This window comes from Oceanobacillus sp. M65 (genome assembly GCF_052246275.1).
Taxonomy (GTDB): domain Bacteria; phylum Bacillota; class Bacilli; order Bacillales; family Amphibacillaceae; genus Oceanobacillus_B; species Oceanobacillus_B jordanicus.
This window is the reverse complement of sequence record NZ_JBQQCJ010000001.1, coordinates 1558867-1574555: the sequence shown is the minus strand read 5'-3', so window position 1 is coordinate 1574555 and position 15689 is coordinate 1558867. Positions and strand designations below refer to the sequence as shown.

Sequence of the window (15689 nt, the reverse complement as noted above, 5' to 3'; positions counted from 1 at the left end):
ACTATTAGAGCTGGTAACCATAAAAAAAATGGGGATGCAATCCTTCATTCAGGTGGCATCCCATTTTATTGTTCAATCTAAAAGGTTCAATAATTTATTTCTTTGTAGTTTATTTGAAGCGTTCCTTGGTAATGCATTTACAAGATGGAATGAAACCGGAACTTTGTATGAGGCCAGCTTTTCCCTCGCATAATTTTCGACTTGCTCAACCGTAATAGACTCATGAACAACTAGGAAAGCGATAGGTTTACTCCCCCAGATAGGATCTGGTTTTCCTGTAACGCCGACTTCTCTTACCCCGTCTAGCGCTGAAAGGACACTCTCAATTTCTGAAGGATAAATATTTTCCCCACCTGAAATAATTAAGTCAGTTCTTCTCTCCACTACAAATAAAAAGCCTTCCTTATCGACGTAACCAAGATCTCCTGTTGCCAACCAACCATCCTGAATCGCTTTATTTGTTGCCTCTTCATTTTCAAAGTACCCTTTTGTCACCATGGGGCCCTTTACAAAGATCTCACCTACTCCATCAAGATCTGGTTGATTAATTTTAAGTTGGGCTGGAGATAGCGGTTTACCCGCAGAGCCAATTTTTTGTAAGGCGTCCTTCTCGCTTAATGTAACTATTTGTGAAGCAGTTTCCGTCATACCGAATGACTGAAATACAGGCACCTGCTTTTCTTTTGCCTTTAGCAACAGGGACTCTGGCGCTGGTCCTCCACCTAGCAACATACAACGCAGGGTATTGGGGTAATCAGCCTCTCCAAGCTTTTCTAAAAGCTGCTGTAGCGTCACTGTTACAACAGAAACAATGGTAACTCTACTATGCATGATCGCATCGTGTACTGTTTTAGCATGAAATTTGTCCAATAAATATACAGGCATGCCGTAAACAACACTACGGATAAGAATGGAAAAGCCACTTACATGGAATATAGGTAGTGCAGCAAGCCACTTATCCTGCTTTTCCACACCAAGGTTTAAAGCTGAACCAATAGCACTCCACCAGTGATTGCCATACGTATGCATCACACCTTTTGGGAAACCAGTAGTTCCAGAGGTATACATGATGGTAAAAAGGGCATCTAAATGAATTTCTTCAACTAGAGAGACAGCACTCTCCATAAATGCTTCCACTTCATTCAGTTGTACTGCCGTCCTCACTTCCAATGTGTCCGACCTTTTCTGTTGAGTGTCAGACGTTAGCAAAATAGACACATCAGCATCTTTCAATTGGAAATTTAATTCAGAATCAGTGAGACGTATATTGAGCAGTACCCCAACAGCTCCTATGTAGCTTAGCGCATGAATTGCAATCATCATTTGGAGGCTGTTTTCGGAGAGGATGCCAATATGGGCTCCTCTTTCGCCCCCTAGTGATGCGAGTTTTTTAGCATATATTTGGCTTTCCTGCTTTAACTTATTAAACGTGATGGAGTACCCATCTGGTAATTCAATTGCTGTTTGATCCGGAGCTAGTTCTGCCTGTTTAGACAACCAGTGAGGAATTGTCGTACTCATGGATGTGCCCTCCTTCATTTAATAAAGAACAGCTTCGTGTGCAGTTATTTAGCTTAATTGCACGAAGCTAAACATTAAAGAAAACCCTTTGCTTCTGACTAGCAAAGGGTTGAAAATTACTTTTAAGGGAAACGTGGGAACTGCTTGAAGTTTGGCTTTCTTTTTTCTTTGAAAGCGTCTCTTCCTTCTTTTGCTTCATCTGTTGTATAGTACAACAATGTCGCATCTCCACCCATTTGTTGAAGCCCTGCAAGGCCATCCGTATCAGCATTGAAGGATGCTTTAAGGAATCTTAATGCAGTAGGCGATTTTTCTAAAATCTCTTGACACCATTGAACTGTCTCTTCTTCTAGCTTGTCAAGAGGAACAACGGTGTTTACCATACCCATTTCATAGGCTTGCTCTGCATCATATTGCCGGCATAGGTACCAAATTTCTCTTGCACGTTTGTGCCCTACCATTCTAGCCAAATATCCTGCTCCATATCCTGCATCAAAGCTCCCCACTTTAGGGCCTGTTTGTCCAAAAATAGCATTATCTGCTGCTATTGTAAGGTCACACACAACATGTAATACGTGGCCCCCACCAATAGCGTAGCCAGATACCATTGCGATAACAGGCTTCGGAGTGGTTCTAATGAGTCGTTGCAAATCTAAAACATTTAAGCGTGGAACTTGGTCATCTCCTACGTAACCTCCATGCCCACGTACAGATTGATCTCCACCTGAACAAAATGCTTTGTCTCCGGCTCCAGCCAGAATGATAACCCCAATACTAGAATCATCCCGAGCATCAGCAAAGGCTTCAATCATCTCATTTACTGTTAAAGGGGTAAAGGCATTGCGTTTTTCTGGACGATTTATTGTCACCTTAGCAATTCCATCATACTTCTCATAAACGATTTCGTTGTAATCTCTTACGTTTTCCCATTGTACCGTCATACTTATTCCTCCTCATTATGTACATTTTTGTTGTCCACTTGAACTGGTATTCCTATACCATGTGTTAAATGGAAGTTTTATAAATCTATATTTCTATACCATCTTAGAGTCATAAATAAACTCCCCTACTATCTTACCAAAAATCTCTGCTTGTTCCACGTGAATTGCATGGCCCGCATTTTCAATGATACGAAAATCGCTTTGTGGCAACAGTTTATGCATGTTTTCATTTAGCTTTATAAATTTTGTATCGCTACCTCCAGCAAGTAAAAGTGTGGGAATAGATAGCCTTTCAAGAAACTCCCACCACGAAGGCTGAGTTCCCGTTCCCATCGCGCGCAGTGACATTGCAAGGCCGTCTGCTGTATGGGAAAGTCTTTCCTTTCTAATGGCTTTCCTTTTCTCAAACGATAATTGCTTTTGTGAAGCAAAAAGAGGGATTTCTTCCCAAAAATCAACAAATGCGCTTACGCCATCCTTCTCAATCATCATCGCCAGCTGTTCATCTTTGTTTTGTCTAGCAGCTCTTTCTTCCGCAGATTGCAAACCCGGTGAGGCACTTTCTAATATCAATTTATCAACCAGATCTGGATAGAGACAAGCAAAAGATAATCCTGTCCTGCCACCCATTGAATATCCGAGAACAATTACTTTGCTTAAGCCAAATGACTGAAGAATCTCTGCAATATCCTGACAGCACCTCTTCATCGTTACAGAATTAGTTGAAGTTGTTTTGGAATGACCAGGAAGATCAATGGCAAGTACCGTATGTGTTGCTTGCCATTTTTCAACAAAAGCCTTCCATGTTTCCGCTGAACCTGTGAAACCATGAAGGAGAAGCAATGCTGGACCATATCCGCTTTTTTTAATCCTATACGTTGTCCCATTTACCTCATAATACACGTCCTAAGCCTCACCCTTCAACTCTTCCGCGATAGCTTTCCATTTACTGCGATGCCAGCTTGTGTTCGTCTCTCGATCTGTCTTCACTTCAACAACAGACAACCCCTTATGCTGGTAACTGTCATACAGTACTGCTTTTAATTCCTCTTCGGTACCTGCGGAAGCGTACATGCCTCCATACATTTGCACAGCATGTTTAAATTCAATATCTACAGGTGTGCCAAATAATACTTCAAAATGTTTTTTCTCTTGTGATTGTGGAAGAAAAGAGAAAATTCCACCACCATTATTATTAATCAATAGAATCGTAATATTCAGCTTATATTGCTTCGCTATTAATAATGCATTCAGATCATGGTAAAAAGATAAGTCGCCAACCACAAGGGTTACAGGGGCACCAGTTATCGCAGCTCCCAATCCACTTGATACCATGCCATCAATGCCATTTGCTCCACGATTTGCCAAAATAGACAAATGTTTAGGAGTAGTGAAGAAGAAAGTGTCTAAATCTCGCACCGCCATACTGTTCCCAACATAAATACTACTTGATTCTGGAATAACATCCACCAATGCCCTAACCGCTTCTCCCTCGGTTATTTCAGCACCATCTTCAGCAAGAAGATGTTTTTTTGCAATTCGGTTCATGGATTGCCAGTCTTCCAACCATTCCTTGTCCTGTTCAGGTGTATATTCAATGGTCAAAAGCGACTTACAGAATAGAACTGCATCTGAAAAGATAAATTCTGTATTATTACCAGTCGGTTCCCGGAAGCCTGTATAATTTTCCACAACGAATTGAGGAATATCCTTATTTTCATTCACATAAAAAAGATAGGGTTTAGATACCGGCATAGCTCCAAACCGGATAATATAATCTGGCCGTAGCTTATTTCGTAGTTTCTCATCCCGGAGTATCGCATCATACGTTTCCACAATTAAATCCTTGGCATGCTCCCCTGCACGAAGCTGTGAAAGCGGATCTGCCAAAATAGGAAGTCCCCAAGCTTCGGCAACTTGTGTGACCGCCTGTGCCAACTCTTGATCCGTTTGTGGTCCGCAGACAATAAGTCCTCTTCCTTTACCTTTCAGTTTCTCTACAATAGAGGTAATTTGATTAGTGGAAAGCTGTTTTTTCCCTTCTACTGTATGATTTCGTGGGTCTGAGGATTGGTTGCTCCACAAATTCTCAATTGAGAAATCAGGTACTAGTGGGTCTCGAAACGGAAAATTTAACTGTACCGGCCCAGGGTTTCCCTCATTAGCCATAAACACAGCACGTGCCGACTTATTCCTCACATAGGAGAGCATGTTTTCAGATGCCTCTGGCAAAGCCATTTCCTGAAACCATTTTACATAATCCCCATATAGCTTTAGTTGTTCAATCGCCTGCGGTGCTCCAATATCACGTAATTCATGGGGGCGATCAGCAGTCAATACAATGAGCGGTACTCTGCTATAATTTGCTTCCACAATGGCAGGAAAATAATTAGCTGCTGCCGTACCCGAAGTACACACCAGAGCAACAGCACGTCCTGTTTTTTTAGCTATACCCATAGCAAAAAATGCTGCAGAACGCTCGTCAATGACGATCCACTCTTTTATATCTGAATGCTCAGCTATTGTCATGGCAAGCGGCGTGGACCGAGAACCAGGTGAAATAACAATATCTGTTACACCGTTTTTTGATAACTCATCAACAAAATTAGCTGTATACCTTGTTAACACTTCGGTTGGATTCATTCTGCACCTCCAAGTACCGAGAGCATCGGTGTTAGTTTAATGTTTGTTTCCTCGTATTCTTCTTCAGGGTCGGAATCCTTAACGACGCCACACCCTGCGAATAAGGATGCTTCATCCCCTTGAAGTAACCCCGATCGAATGGCCACTGCAAATTCGCCGTTATCTCGGTTATCAAGCCACCCAACTGGTGCTCCGTACCAGCCTCTGTCTAAGAGCTCGTGTTTTCGAATAAAGGCAACCGACTCCTTACGAGGTGTGCCACCAAGTGCCGGAGTGGGATGTAACTTTTTAATAATATCTAAGATCGTATAGTCTTTTTTCATGCGGGCCGTAACCGGTGTATATAAGTGCTGTAAATTCTTTAAAGGATAAACGACCGGTTCATTTGGAATCTCAATATCAGTACAATAATTCTCAATCGCCTTCTTCATCATCTGTACAACAAAATCATGCTCCCCGCGATTCTTTTGGTCGTGAAACAAATTATGGCTGATACGAGCATCCTCTTCCTCCGTTTCACCTCTTGGGGCAGTACCTGCTAAACATGTTGAGAAAAGGCTATTTTTCCTTATTTTCACTAATCTTTCAGGTGTAGCACCAATAAAACAATCTTTCCCTCTTTCAAAGGAGAAAATGAAGCTATTTGACTGGGTATTCAATAGTTTTCTTAAAATATTACCACTATCTGCCTCTCTGTCTAGCTTCAAGCGTACTTCCCTAGCTAAAACAATTTTCTCAACCTTTTGCTGACGTATTTCTTCTGTTGCCAGCTTAACTGTTTGCTTCCACTTTTCTGGAGAGATTTCATGCCTGCCGACAATTTGTGTGTCAGACTCGTAACGAGGAGTTCCATTCAAAAGCTGTCCCTCCATTTCCCGTAACTGATTTGCTAGTTGACGGGGATGGTCATCCGCTCTCACCATTATATTCATCGTAAAATAAAAGTCATTTTCATACTCTGTAAGCAAATATTCTGGAACAGTAAACCGAATCGGTTCAAAATTTGCCCACAGCTTCGTCTTTTCTTTTTCAGGGTCAAAGGCCGCTCCCCCCATGCTGACGATGCCTGTACCAGGAACATCATAAGGATTATTACTTACAGCATCGTTAAGGAGATTATGCCATTCTTGCTCTGCTGTTTCAAAGCGATCCTTGATCGCAGTAATTTCAAAAGCACACCCCGTTCCAACGAGAGTATAAGCCTCTGCGGTACTGGACCAATAAAGTCTTTCCGTTCTTAATTGTTTTGCTGCATCATAAAATGAAAGGGGGTCTATAGCCTCCACCCTTTTCGTAATACTGACAAGCCTGCTATTTTGAGGCTGAATCATATCGATCGCCTCTTGAAATACAGCTTCTATATTTTCTTCCTTCAGTTCTATCATCAATTTAAACCTCCGTAACCAAACAATGCGCCAACATAATACCTTATCCTATTTTATTCCCTTTTTGCTGGTTTCTCAAGGAAATCCTCCTAGTGAATTGACACCCCCTAATAATTTCCCTAAAATTGATACGATACGCATGTGAAATCAGGGGGAAAAAAAGAAATGAGCACATCAGATAATCATACAATAAAACAAGCTTTAAATGAAAAAGAAGGATTCCAGATATGGTGGCGTTTATTACGCCCGCACACACTAACGGCTTCTTTCGTACCCGTTTTTGTCGGTTCCATGTTCGCTCTTACAGAAGATACGAACTTTCATCTTCTGTTATTTTTTGCCATGCTTCTTGCTTCAATGCTAATCCAATCTGCCACAAATATGTTTAATGAGTATTACGACTTCGTGAGAGGCTTAGATACCGAGGAATCTGTCGGGATTGGTGGAACCATTGTTCGTGATGGAATTCAACCCAAAACAGTATTGACCTTGGCTTTGACTTTTTTTGGAATCGCCATTCTTCTCGGAGTATATATCTGTATTGAGTCTAGTTGGTGGATTGCATTGATTGGTTTAGTATGCATGCTTTTCGGTTATTTATATACAGGTGGACCATTACCAATTGCGTATACACCATTTGGCGAATTGTTCTCTGGCTTTTTAATGGGGACAGTCATTATAGGAATTAGTTACTTCATCCAAACAAGCTCCATCATAGCAGCAGTTATCTGGGTTTCCATTCCGGTTGCATTATTTATTGGTGCAATAATGTTATCCAATAACATTCGAGACCTTGATGGAGATAAAAAGAATGGACGAAAAACGATTGCAATTCTAGTAGGAAGAAAGAATGCCATTAAGGTGCTTGCAGCATTTTTCATTCTTTCATTTATACTAACTGCGGCTTACATCATTACCGGTATCCTTCCATTATGGTCACTTATTTCGTTTCTTGCTATCGTGAAGGCATTTGATGTTATCAAGAAATTTCAAGGCAAAACCATGCCGATCGAAATGATGCCTGCCATGGCAGCAACTGGAAAAACTAATAGTATTTATGGACTTCTTTTAGGAATTTCATTACTAATTGACGCTGTAATTTAAGAAGGGATGTCCTTTACGTGGAATTTAACCAGACACTAATGGAAGCACTTGGTATCGAAACGAAATCATTGGATAAAAATCTTATTATCCTTACCATGCCAGTTGATGGAAGAACTCGTCAGCCTGCCGGTTATTTGCATGGTGGAGCGAGTGTAGCTCTCGCAGAAACTGCTGCCAGTATTGGGGCTATGGCCAATATTGACACAGAGCAATCGAACGTTTTTGGAATGGAAATTAATGCAAATCATGTTAGGAGTAAGCGTGACGGGATAGTCACTGCTTTAGCAAAACCGATCCATCTCGGTAAAACTTCCATGGTATGGGAAATACAGATAGTCGATGAAGCAGAAAAACTAATTTGTATTTCAAGATGTACGCTTGGAATTGTTCCTAAAAAGCAGTCATAAAGAAAGGAGATACAAATGAAGACACATCTAAGTAGAGATCAATTAGATAAATTCAAAAAACAACTCCTACAATTAAGAAAAGAGAATGCGGAAAAGATCGATGAAAACCGAGAAAAAAGCCCAAATGATTCCATCAGTGAGTTAGCAGACTATGACAACCACCCCGGAGACATGGGTACCGAACAATTTGAACAAGAACGCGACGCTGGATTGAACCTTGTGCGCGAAGATCGTCTCCGAGAAATAGATGATGCACTAGAGCGAATTGAAAATGGCACATACGGTCTAAGTGAAAAATCAGGCAAACCTATTCCTGAAGAACGATTAGAAGTTCAACCCACAGCAAGATATCTTGTTGAAGAACAATAGATAACTGACGTACCCGCTTGCATAAAATTAATGCAAGCGGGTTTTTCTAATAATATTGAGATATAGTAAAAGATGCAAAAAGGGCTAGTCATCGCATGACTAGCCCTTTTAGGCAATAAAATATTAAATTAGATAAGACTAGCTCGCTTTTCCTCAATCCACTGTCTCATTTTCAAGAATAATGGTACAAACAAAAGCCCGACCACAATTCCTTTTATTAGATTAAATGGTAGTATACCAGCATATACCGAAAACCACTTAAATTGCTCTGTCATTTCCCAACCCATAAACCAACCATAAGCCGGTAATATCAAGAAGTAATTCAGTACACTCATGCCCAATGCCATCACAATTGTGCCCGTAACTAACCCTGAAATAACACTTTTAACACCTTTAAATTTATGATACATCAAGGCAACAGGGACGATAAATAAAACACCAGTAAGGAAATTAGCTAGTACGCCAATTATTTCCCCCCCACCAATCGCTAAATATAAAACATTTTTGATTGCAACAACGATTACTCCTGCTAATGGCGAGAAAATAAATGCGGCCATAAGAGCTGGAACCTCACTAAAATCAATTTTTAGGTAAGGGGTTGGTAGAAAAGGTAGTGGAAAGTTAATAAAGAATAACACCAATGAAATAGTCCCCAGTAATGCGAGAATAATAAGTTTTAATAAGCTGAATGATTGCGTCTTTGATGATTGCATCATCATTCTCCTCCTTCATCTTTAATCGATTCCTATCTCGTGATGAAGGATCCGCCGTCTTCCATTTAAACACAAAAAACCCTAAAGCCTAATCGGGGCTTTAGGGTATGTTTAAAAAATCATAGGAAAAATAAGCGCAATATATGCACTAAATTCCGGCTCGACATCTTCTCCCATCCAGACTGTAACTGTCGGTTCTGGACTTGCACCAGATCAGCCGCAAATAAATTTGCGGGTCACGGACTTAAAGCATGAAATTGCTTCTTACCGTCGGTCGGGAATTGCACCCTGCCCCGAAGATGGAATCGATTATTAAATTATATTAATAGTATACGTGAGTTTACGAAATTTGAAAAGTGTTTTGCTTCGTTTCCTTATATGTAGTTTGAGAAACCTTTGTTTAGTATACCTGAACCTCATCTACACTTATAATCTTTATCAAAAAAACAAGGTGTGTAGCCTAGGCTACACACCTTGTTACATTAATTGGTTCAGTCGACGTTAATGATTAGTTTTCCGTCCGCCTGTTCCCTTGTTTCATTTCCATAGTCATCCTTAACTTTCACTTCTACTACAGCACCATCTGCTTCAACATTGCTAGTCGCAGTCCAGTAACCTACATAGTGCCCATCTGAGGTTTCCATCATAGGCAATTCTGTAGCATTAGATACACTGCTCTTTGCATTTGTTAGTGGCATATGGATAGCGAAAGTTGCGTCTAACCCAGGCTCACTGTCAAATTCAATTTTGACACTTTCGCCTGCTTTTAGTGTTTTATCTTCAGTTGGTGTTAGATTCTCAATCTCAGGCGCATCGTATTTAACGTCAATTGTTACTGTTTCAGATGTCGTATTACCGGCAAGATCGTGTGCGATAACTTCGATTTCATTTTCCCCGTTATCTAACAGAATCCGCTTAGAGTACGTACCATCTTCTACAGTTGCAGACTGTCCATTAACTTCTACAAAGTCTAGGTTAGCATCAGATACAGTTCCTTCTACAGTAACTGTCTCACGATTAGATTTGTCCCCATCCTCTGGGCTGTCAATGGTTAATTCAGGAGCTTCTGTATCCAATGTTACGACAACCGGTTCTGATTCACCTATTTCTGTACCATCTAGTAGAGATACAGCAGTAAGCTCATTTTCTCCTTCTGTTAATTCTGCATCAATAGCGAAAGATCCTTCTTCACCTATTTCAGCAGACCCAACTTCTTCTCCGTTGTTAAGAAGTTGTACAGTAGTTGTTGATGAAGCAGTTCCTTCTACAGTGATTTCTGCTTCATTTGTAATTAGATCCTCTGCAGGAGAGGTAATTACCGGTGTTTCTGCTTCATAACTTACACGTGAACGAATCATATAGTTACCTTCAGCAGCTGGTGACGGAGACCAAGCTCCTCCTACCATTTGATAACTTCTTTCTGCATTCGGCCCATTTTCATCTGTAGCAAGGCCAGGTGCGCCAGTATTTGGCTGTGTTTGGACATAAACCATGTAGAAGTCACCCTCTACAACAATTCCATGCTCTGATAAGTCTACAACAGTCCAAGTACTAGAATCTCGGGTTGCTTCAGCAGAAATTGGTCCAGCTAGCTTCTCACCAGGCTGTCCATCTGTACCAGAGGCATCCCAAACTTCCACTGCAAATTCTGTTCCACCTGGAGAAGGAAATTCTTCATCCCAGAATTTGAATACACCGTCCGTTACGATAGCAGATTCTTCGCCTTCTGGTAGTGACATTTTTACTGCCCAGCCGTTTCCTGCATCATAAAAAGCACGTGCATTTTCAGGGGTACCATCATCATAGCCGATTTCCCCACCTGGTACAGTGTAGAAAGGTTCTAGAGAGACGTTTACTTCTGCATCGCCTTCCTCCAAATTAACTTCTACTTCAGTTCCATGGTAACCAGCAGCTAAGATTTTCAGCGTATAGTTACCTTCATAAGCTGTTATTTCATAATTACCTTCTGCATCCGTTTCTACCGGTGCAATATTTGCATCTTCCACTACTATTACAGTAGCACCTTCCACTGGTTCATCAGTAGCCGCATCTGTCACGGTACCACTTACAGTGTGCTGTGCAACTTCTTCTAGCGTGAAGTCAGCAGTTGTGCTTTCATCACCTTCTATTGTGACTGTTTGTTCTTCTGATTCAAATCCATAAGCTTCTGCTTTGACAGTAAACTCACCTGCAGCATGCAGTAAAGAATACGTGCCATTTTCTGGATCCGTATTAACTGTTCTTCCACTCTCAAGCACACTTACTTGTGCACTCATAGGTAACAAAACTGGGCTTATTGGATCCTTTTCTGGCTTATCTTTCTTTTCCGGCATTAGTGGAGCAATTTTAGTCGGATTTACTTTTTCTTTTAAAGAAGCTTTTTTATCACTCTTTATTATTCCAAGTGCATTGTTAAAGCCTGTAATTCCCATCTGCCCATTATTCAGGCTGATGGCACCTTTATTCTCACCTTTAGCTTTGCCTTTAGTTTCTTTTACAGAAGCACTCGCACTATCAGAAGTGTCAGCTAGTTTAACATCATCAATGTAGAAACCATCTTTGACAACAGAGCCATCTGTAGTTAAGTTAAATCCAATGTAAACACGTTGCCCACTGTATTCGGATAGGTCAAGTTCAACCTCTTCCCAATCCTCAGATACATTTGTTATTCTAGCTAACTGTGTCCACTGTTCTTGATCTGTTGAAATAAACACATGGCCATAATCCCAGTTATTTTCTATGTTGTACCACTGACTGAATTGTAAGTATGATTCTCCTTCTGGTAAGTCAACGGGAGGCATAACCAGTGTTGTATTGGCATTACTATCATAAGTTCCTGCTAGGTTTGTTGCATATACGTTCTCACCGGATACAGCACTTTCCGGCCCTGACGTTGGAACACCGCGTTCCCAGCTGTTATTTTCTCCGAATACTGTCCAGCCTGCAGCCTCTGATTCAAAGTCCTCTGAATAACCAACAGAGATTCCAGGGTGCAAGGTTACAACATACTCGTCACTGGAAACTTCATTGTTTCCAAAGTCGTTAATTTTCCAGCTGTAAGTCAGGGAGTCACCATCAATGTGGTCTCCAGGAATGGTAGCTGTATATTCTCCATCTTTGAAGTCACCAGAAATTCGATCAGCATCAATTGTTTGAGTATCCCCATTATGATCGGTGTACTCAAGCTGAACAGAGGATACACTGATGTTGTCCATAACTTGAATGGATAAACCTAGATCCATTCCAATGTAGGATTCTGCAGGTGCTTCATGTTCAAAAGTAGGCGCTTCCGTATCTTCTCCTTCTTTTGTAACTTGACCTTCAAGTGTTCCTAATCCAGTAACAAGGGATGATACTGCGTCATATCCACTTACAAGGCCATATCCATAACCATTGTTTGGCACTTCTGTAAAGTTACCATCCGTTAATGGTGTGGCAGTAGTGGTGATAAGTTCTTCAATTTCATCTACAGTTAGACTAGCATCCGCTTGCTTTATCAAAGCAACCACTGCAGCTACTGCTGGTCCTGCCATTGAAGTACCATTCCAGCCACCTTCATAACCTCCACCCGGTACACTAGAGCGAATATTCACTCCAGGTGCAGAAATATCCGGTTTCACTTCATCATAAGGAGAAGGTCCTTGTAATGAAAAGCTTGCCAGCGCATCATTCGCATCAGTAGCTCCAGTTGCGAATGACTCTGGGTAATTGGCTGGTACTGCAATTGATTCAGGTCCGCCTGGGTTTGTCAATGTAGTATTACCTGCAGAGAATTCAGGGAAAATTTCCGCTGCTCTCCAGTTAGTAACAACATCACGGTACCATTCATCTAATCCAGGTCCACCGCCCCACGAGTTGTTTACGACATCTGGTGCCATATCAACACGTGCATTACCTTCTGAGTCTGTAGGAGCTAAAATCCACTCCGCAGCTTCAAGTAAATCTACATCTGTCCCACCAGCTGCTGTAAATGCTTTAACAGCGATCCATTGTGCACCAGGTGCCACACCAACCTGGTTAGATCCATCTGGCTCACTACCTACCATTGTACCCGTCACGTGTGTACCATGTCCTTGATCATCGTACGGTGCTTCTTCACCTGCAGTAGCGTCAAACCAGTTATAATCATGGTTGACTTCGCCCGTACTTGCATCATAACCACGGTATTTTTCTTGTAGTGCTGGGTGATCATATTGAACCCCTGTATCAATGCTTGCCACTGTAACGCCAGAACCATCAAACCCCATGTCCCAGACAGCTGGCGCGCCAACTCTTTCAACGTTCCATTCTACATTGGCGATATCGGAAGTAGGTGCTTTCGCGTCTTCTGTAACGGTTGTAAACAGTTCACGATTTTCGTTTGGCAAAATCTTTTCAACTTCCGCAAATGTGGCTATTTTTTCGGCCACTTCTTTAGTAGCAGTAACAGACATACCGTTTACTATATGAAAAGATTTATAATCCTCTACCTTCCCTGAATCCAATTGTGATTCTAGAAAGTCTTTTACATTTTGTTGAGAAGTAAGAGATGTCGCTTTTAATTCGGCAACGACTGCTGAACGTTGTGCCAGCTCTGCCTTTTGTGCCGAAAGGTTTGCTTTAGCTGTAGATTTCTTAGCTTCTTCCGCTACCTTTGCCGTATCTGCCTTTTCTGCAAACTTTACGAGAAAGGTAACTTTATCGTCTTTCTTAAACGTATCAAGCAATCGATCTGTTACCTTATTCTGTACAACCGAGCTTGATGATTCATTAACAGACTGGTGCAGCTTGTTGTTTGATTCGGCACTAGCCAAGCCTGGTGTGACCAATGAGAAAGTCATTAATACCGACGCAGCAATACTAAATGCTTTCGTCTGACGCCTCTTCTTTGTTTTCAAACTATTTCCTCCCCTCAATTTGTAAAACAGATTTTGCTAAGCAAAAAAACACCTACTGCCTCCTCTCCCCATGAATTTCTATGTGGGTTCATTGATGTCAGTGGTGGGATTTGTAGAATCTATGTTGTTAATGTAAGTATAATCAGCGCCTAGCTTGATTTGTGTCGAATCATGTCGATTATATACTGAATTTTCAAAATTGATTAAATAGTCGCGGTTTTTCCTCCGGAGTTCATAGGACCAACGGCTAAAGACTAGTAATGAACTGCTCTCCAACACCCTTATAAGCCCGTCACCATAAGGATTAGAACGTTTGGTAAAAGGTATTTTACTTAGAAATAATAATAAAAATGAATCAAATTACCCTGTCGAACCAATTAAAAAAGCCCTTTTATTTCTTATGAAAGAAACAAAAGGACTTTCGCAGTTATTTATTTAACTAATCATCATTCTATTGTCACGTTAAAGCTAGCAAATGAATCTTTCGAACTAATCGCTATCTAATTTCGTTTTGCAGAAAATAGCATTTGATGGACTTTTTGCAAACATATTTTGTTATTACAAGAGAATTAATCTTCTAATGGGTTTAAGCTTTCATCTCCTGTTAGCGAGCCAAGCATTGTAACCAGTAACTCAATTTCTTCATCAATATCTTTCAAGCTCGCAGTTTCCACCGGAGAATGCATGTACCGTAATGGTAATGAGACGAGCGACACCGGAACACCCGCTCCAGTTAATCTCATCTTATCGGCATCCGTACCAGTCATTCTCGGTGTCAATTCATATTGAACAGCCATTTCTAAACGTTTTGCAGCTTTTTCCAACAGTTTATTTATTTTTATATTAATCGGCGCACCCTTTGCTAAAACAGGGCCTTTCTCAAGTCTCACATCACCGTGTTTGTTTTTGTTTACGCCAGGATAATCTGTTGCAAAGGTAACATCACAAGCAATTGCCATAGTCGGTTGAATACCTGCCGCAGCGAAATAAGCTCCACCCATATTTGTTTCTTCATTAACTGTACTTGCTGCATATACACCTACAGAACATCCTCTTTCCTTTAAACGCTTTAATACTTCAGCAACAATAAATGCACCAGTGCGATTATCCAAACCACGGCCGGCAACATAACGATCCTTTAAAATTTCTGGTTCTGTTTTATAAACAGCTAGATCTCCAATCTGAATATTTTTTTCAGCTTCTTCTTTTGATTGATAGCCACAATCAATAAATAAATCTTCCAATCCAAAGTCGTTTTTTAGGCCACCATGATGCTGGGCATTCACACCAATCACACCTGTTACGGTTTTGTTATAGCCCAGTACTGTTGTTTTCATGCCTACTGCAGCCTTGGGATTTATGCCACCCATCTTATCGAAATGCAAAAATCCTTCTTCATCAATTCGGTTGATAACAAGACCTATCTCATCACAATGCCCTGCAAGCAATACCTTAAATGTAGCGTCAGGATTTAAAACACCAATTGCGTTGCCTGCATTATCTGTTCTTATTTCATCTGCAAATTCCTTTACATAGGTAATCCATTTCTTTTGAATTTCCATTTCATTACTTGACGGTGATGCTGTATGTAACAGTTCTAATAGGAAATCACGGTTTGCATTTTCCATTTATTATTCCTCCTTCAATTACTTCTTTTACTATAATAGCAAATAATCAAATAAAGAGCACTTTAGTTTACGTATCATTTTATTATGGATACACTCAAAGT

General features: G+C 40.8%; 11 protein-coding genes and 1 riboswitch. Of the genes, 3 read left to right on the top strand and 8 right to left on the bottom strand.

The annotated features are described in order from the left end of the window. Positions 1-72: 72 nt before the first annotated feature. From ACTWPF_RS07445 to ACTWPF_RS07425, 5 genes are all read right to left on the bottom strand, one after another. Positions 73-1521, bottom strand: a complete 1449-nt coding sequence (locus ACTWPF_RS07445; protein ID WP_443148828.1) for an o-succinylbenzoate--CoA ligase — start codon at positions 1519-1521, stop codon at positions 73-75. A gap of 122 nt (positions 1522-1643) precedes the next feature. Beyond that, the gene (menB, locus tag ACTWPF_RS07440; protein ID WP_443148827.1) at positions 1644-2462 is read right to left on the bottom strand and encodes a 1,4-dihydroxy-2-naphthoyl-CoA synthase; all 819 of its coding nucleotides are present in this window, start codon (positions 2460-2462) and stop codon (positions 1644-1646) included. A 93-nt stretch (positions 2463-2555) separates the two neighbouring features. Next, complete coding sequence (menH, locus tag ACTWPF_RS07435) at positions 2556-3365, bottom strand: 2-succinyl-6-hydroxy-2,4-cyclohexadiene-1-carboxylate synthase (RefSeq protein WP_443148826.1); 810 nt, start codon at positions 3363-3365, stop codon at positions 2556-2558. A 3-nt stretch (positions 3366-3368) separates the two neighbouring features. Next, a complete protein-coding gene (gene menD, locus ACTWPF_RS07430; protein WP_443148825.1) occupies positions 3369-5105 on the bottom strand; it encodes a 2-succinyl-5-enolpyruvyl-6-hydroxy-3-cyclohexene-1-carboxylic-acid synthase in 1737 nt (578 codons plus the stop codon). Then, positions 5102-6490 carry an isochorismate synthase gene (locus ACTWPF_RS07425; protein ID WP_443148824.1) on the bottom strand — a complete coding sequence of 463 codons (1389 nt, stop codon included), beginning with the start codon at positions 6488-6490 and terminating at the stop codon, positions 5102-5104. Before ACTWPF_RS07425 ends, menD begins: the two co-directional genes overlap by 4 nt. A gap of 165 nt (positions 6491-6655) precedes the next feature. Between ACTWPF_RS07425 and ACTWPF_RS07420 the strand changes: the two genes are divergently transcribed. Genes ACTWPF_RS07420 through ACTWPF_RS07410 form a run of 3 tightly spaced genes read left to right on the top strand, consistent with a single transcriptional unit; the run spans position 6656 to position 8370 of the window. Next, positions 6656-7594: a 1,4-dihydroxy-2-naphthoate polyprenyltransferase gene (locus ACTWPF_RS07420; RefSeq protein WP_443148823.1), complete on the top strand. Its 939-nt coding sequence runs from the start codon at positions 6656-6658 to the stop codon at positions 7592-7594. 17 nt (positions 7595-7611) lie between these two features. Next, on the top strand, positions 7612-8001 hold the full coding sequence (locus tag ACTWPF_RS07415; protein ID WP_286162921.1) for a hotdog fold thioesterase: 390 nt from the start codon (positions 7612-7614) through the stop codon (positions 7999-8001). 15 nt (positions 8002-8016) lie between these two features. Further along, the gene (locus ACTWPF_RS07410; protein ID WP_106897223.1) at positions 8017-8370 is read left to right on the top strand and encodes a hypothetical protein; all 354 of its coding nucleotides are present in this window, start codon (positions 8017-8019) and stop codon (positions 8368-8370) included. Positions 8371-8498: 128 nt separating this feature from the next. On the opposite strand, the gene ACTWPF_RS07405 is transcribed toward ACTWPF_RS07410, so the two are convergent. The 3 genes from ACTWPF_RS07405 to ACTWPF_RS07395 all read right to left on the bottom strand — a co-directional run bounded on the left by ACTWPF_RS07405 (position 8499) and on the right by ACTWPF_RS07395 (position 15588). Next, the gene (locus ACTWPF_RS07405; RefSeq protein ID WP_161464049.1) at positions 8499-9083 is read right to left on the bottom strand and encodes an ECF transporter S component; all 585 of its coding nucleotides are present in this window, start codon (positions 9081-9083) and stop codon (positions 8499-8501) included. 161 nt (positions 9084-9244) lie between these two features. After that, a riboswitch (FMN riboswitch) is annotated at positions 9245-9388 on the bottom strand. Between the two features lie 186 nt (positions 9389-9574). Beyond that, positions 9575-13960: a S8 family serine peptidase gene (locus ACTWPF_RS07400; protein ID WP_443148822.1), complete on the bottom strand. Its 4386-nt coding sequence runs from the start codon at positions 13958-13960 to the stop codon at positions 9575-9577. A gap of 569 nt (positions 13961-14529) precedes the next feature. After that, positions 14530-15588 carry a M20/M25/M40 family metallo-hydrolase gene (locus ACTWPF_RS07395; protein ID WP_443148821.1) on the bottom strand — a complete coding sequence of 353 codons (1059 nt, stop codon included), beginning with the start codon at positions 15586-15588 and terminating at the stop codon, positions 14530-14532. Positions 15589-15689 lie beyond the last annotated feature (101 nt).

What these genes read in the sequence shown, in the direction of transcription:
- ACTWPF_RS07425 (WP_443148824.1), bottom strand. Translation starts at nt 6,490, where the DNA reads ATGATAGAACTGAAGGAAGAAAATATAGAAGCTGTATTTCAAGAGGCG.
- ACTWPF_RS07445 (WP_443148828.1), bottom strand. Translation starts at nt 1,521, where the DNA reads ATGAGTACGACAATTCCTCACTGGTTGTCTAAACAGGCAGAACTAGCT.
- menB (WP_443148827.1), bottom strand. Translation starts at nt 2,462, where the DNA reads ATGACGGTACAATGGGAAAACGTAAGAGATTACAACGAAATCGTTTAT.
- ACTWPF_RS07420 (WP_443148823.1), top strand. Translation starts at nt 6,656, where the DNA reads ATGAGCACATCAGATAATCATACAATAAAACAAGCTTTAAATGAAAAA.
- ACTWPF_RS07410 (WP_106897223.1), top strand. Translation starts at nt 8,017, where the DNA reads ATGAAGACACATCTAAGTAGAGATCAATTAGATAAATTCAAAAAACAA.
- ACTWPF_RS07405 (WP_161464049.1), bottom strand. Translation starts at nt 9,083, where the DNA reads ATGCAATCATCAAAGACGCAATCATTCAGCTTATTAAAACTTATTATT.
- ACTWPF_RS07395 (WP_443148821.1), bottom strand. Translation starts at nt 15,588, where the DNA reads ATGGAAAATGCAAACCGTGATTTCCTATTAGAACTGTTACATACAGCA.
- menD (WP_443148825.1), bottom strand. Translation starts at nt 5,105, where the DNA reads ATGAATCCAACCGAAGTGTTAACAAGGTATACAGCTAATTTTGTTGAT.